Origin of the sequence: Actinosynnema sp. NPDC023658 (genome assembly GCF_040639995.1) — a bacterium.
Lineage (GTDB): Bacteria > Actinomycetota > Actinomycetes > Mycobacteriales > Pseudonocardiaceae > Actinosynnema.
In genome coordinates, this window is sequence record NZ_JBFAAX010000699.1 from 1 (window position 1) to 3,016 (window position 3,016).

4 protein-coding genes are annotated in these 3,016 nt (G+C 74.2%); all 4 read left to right on the top strand.

Translation table 11 applies throughout. From position 1 onward, the window contains the following. A partial coding sequence (locus AB0G02_RS33370) for a zinc-ribbon domain-containing protein (protein ID WP_360802293.1) occupies window positions 1–727 on the top strand: 727 nt, incomplete at its 5' end. Window positions 728–892: 165 nt separating this feature from the next. Continuing rightward, on the top strand, window positions 893–1,966 hold the full coding sequence (locus AB0G02_RS33375) for an NAD-dependent epimerase/dehydratase family protein (RefSeq protein ID WP_360802296.1): 1,074 nt from the start codon (window positions 893–895) through the stop codon (window positions 1,964–1,966). Window positions 1,967–2,170: 204 nt separating this feature from the next. Then, window positions 2,171–2,791: a LuxR C-terminal-related transcriptional regulator gene (locus AB0G02_RS33380; protein ID WP_360802299.1), complete on the top strand. Its 621-nt coding sequence runs from the start codon at window positions 2,171–2,173 to the stop codon at window positions 2,789–2,791. Window position 2,792: 1 nt separating this feature from the next. Then, window positions 2,793–2,960 (top strand): hypothetical protein, encoded by a 168-nt coding sequence (locus AB0G02_RS33385; protein WP_360802301.1) that lies wholly within the window; start codon window positions 2,793–2,795, stop codon window positions 2,958–2,960. Window positions 2,961–3,016: the final 56 nt, after the last annotated feature.

Below are 3,016 nucleotides of genomic sequence, written 5' to 3' on the forward strand. Positions count from 1 at the left end.
GGCCAAGCGACCGCTGCCGACCGCCGGCGCCGGGGTGGAGGTGGACGGCCCGCCCTGTCCGGTGTGCGGGACCACCAACCCCCCGGGCCGCCGGTTCTGCCGCCGGTGCGCCACCCCGCTCCAGGGCGGGACCGCGATCACCGTCGCGGACCGCCGCCGACGTCCGCGCCGCCGCGGCGACACCTCCCGGTGGCTGCGCCGGCTGACCGCGCTGCTCGTGGTCGCCGCGCTCGTCGTCGCAGGGATCCTGTTCTACCCCACGGGCGTGGAGCTGTTCGAGGTCCTGCGGGACCGGCTGGCCACGCCCGCGCCGATCGCGCCCGTGCGCGCCGCGGCCACCGCCGAGGTGCCCGACCACCCGGCCGCAGCTGCCGTGGACGGGCTGTCAAACCGGTACTGGGGTGCGCCCGGCGTGGGCGACGCGGTCGAGTTCACGTTCGACCAGCCGTTCCGGCTGCTGTCGGTGGTCGTGCACACGGGTGCTTCGGCGCAGCCCGAGCAGTTCCGCGAGGAGGCCCGGCCCACGGCCGTGGACCTGGTCGTGACTTCCTCCGGCGGCGTCACGCGCACGATCGCGGTGGCGCTGAACGACCAGCCGGGCCCGCAGCGCACCGACACCGGCATCAGCGACGTCGTGGCGGTGCGCCTGGTCGTGAAGGCCGCCGCGGGACTGGGCGCGGGCAGGCACGTGGCGCTCGGGGAGGTCGAGTTCTTCCGCCGCTCCTGATCCGACCCGATGCGGGGGGATGGGTGCACGGGGACAGCGGGATGGGATCGGCACAGGGGATCGGCACAGGGATAAGCGCAAGGGGATAAGCGCAAGGGGATGGGCGCAAGGGGATGGGCGCAGCGGAATCGGCGCGGAGGGTTCGCACAGGAGAGGGGAGTACCCGTGGACATCGCAGTGGTCACCGGCTCGGCCGGGCTCGTGGGCGGCGAGGCGGTGCGGCGGTTCGCGCCGCGGTTCGACCTCGTCGTCGGCCTCGACAACGAGATGCGGCAGGAGTTCTTCGGCCCGGCCGGGTCGGTGGCGCGCGGCCTCGCGGAGGCCCGGAGCGTCCCGAACTACCGCCACCACCGGGTCGACGTGCGCGACCAGGCGGCCGTGGACGAGGTGTTCCGCACGTGGGGGTCGGACGTCCGGCTGGTGGTGCACGCGGCCGGGCAGCCGAGCCGCGCCTGGTCCGCCGAACGGCCCCTGGTCGACTTCGGCGTCAACGCGCTCGGCGCGGTCACCGTGCTGGACTCGGTCCGGCGGCACTGCGGCGAGGCGGTGTTCACCCTGCTGTCCACCGCCAGGGTCTACGGCGACGTGCCGGACGCGCTGCCCCTGGTGGAGACCGCGACCCGGTGGGAGCTCGACCCGTCGCACCCGTTCCACGAGCACGGCGTGGACGAGTCGATCCGGCTGGACCGGGCCGACCGCACGTTCCTCGGGGTGTCGAAGCTGGCCGCCGACCTCGCCGCCCAGGAGTACGGCCGCCGGCTGGGCATGAAGGTCGGGGTGTTCCGGTGCGGCAGCGTCACCGGCGCCGGGCAGGCGGGCGTGCCGGAGCACGGTTTCGTGTCGCACCTGGTGCGCAGCGCCGTGCGCGGGGCGCCCTACCCGGTCGTCGGCCACGGCGGCAAGCAGGTGCGCGACGTGCTGGACGTCCGCGACCTGGTGGACGCCCTGTGGCAGTTCTACCTGGACCCGCGGCCCGGCGAGGTCTACCACCTGGGCGGCGGGCGCGGGCGCGCCGCCTCGGTGCTGGAGCTGATCGCGCGCTACGAGCACCTGGCGGGCGCGGAGGTGCCGTTCGACTACTCGCCGCGCGCCGGGTTCGCGGACCCGCGGTGGTGGATCAGCGACACCCGCAAGTTCCGGCGCGACTACCCCCGCTGGTCGCCCGCGCACGACCTGGACGACGTGCTGCGGGCGCTGCACCGCCACTGGAGCGAGGCGGACGAGATCGTCCAGGCGTGACCCCTGCGGACCACCGGGCGGGTTCGTCGGGACATTCCCCTTGACCAGCGGATATTCCGGGGTGTTGAGTGCTGGGCGGACTTCTCCTCGTCCCTCTTCACGCCGCTCGACCCTCGTGAAGAACTCTTGTAGACGCGCTTGAGAGCGCGTGAAGTCGCGCCTCCCAGACTCGGTATCGGGGAACCGGATCTGTGGGAGGCAGCGGTGGAACGAGTTCGGGTCGTGGTCCAGGCGGCGGATCACCTGAGCAGGGCTGGGCTGACCAGCTACCTCGGCTCGCGGGCCGAGATCGCGGTCCTGGAGTGGGACCAGCGGGCGCGGGCCGACGTGGTCGTGGCCGCCGTGGACCGGATCGGCCCCGAGGTGCTGACCGGCCTGCGGCGGGTCGCCGCCGACGTCGGGGCGCCGGTGGTGCTGGTCCTGGACGAGGTCGGGGACAAGGACGTGCTGGCGGCCGTGGAGTGCCGGGTGGTGGCGATCCTGCCCCGCGCGGCCGCGACCGGAGAGCGGGTGCTGCGCAGCGTCCTGGCCGCGGCGTCGGGTGGCGGGGTCATGCCGCCCGGCATGGTGGCGGAGCTGCTCAAGCACGTGGAGCGGCTGCAGCGCGAGCTGGTGTCGCCGGACGCGAGCGTGCCCAAGCTGACGCCGCGCGAGGCGGACGTGCTGCGGTTGATGGCCGACGGCCTGGACACCACCGAGATCGCCGGCCGCTTGTGCTACTCCGAGCGCACGATCAAGAACGTGTTCTACGGGTTGACCACCAGGCTCAACCTGCGCAACCGGCCGCACGCGGTCGCCTACGCCCTGCGGAAGGGGATGATCTGAGGTGGACGAGACCCTGGTGGCCGAGCGGGAACGGGCCAAGCTGCGGCGGGTGGTGGACCTGGTGCGGCGGGGGTTGCGGACGACGACCGCGGTCCGGGGCTCCCGGTCGGACACGGGCTGGGTGATGTCGGCCGACGGGGTGATCGGCGCCCCGGCGGGCGATGAGTAGCGCACCCGGTGGCGGGGTGGCCGTCCGGCGGTGGACCGCGCCGGCGCGGGCGGACC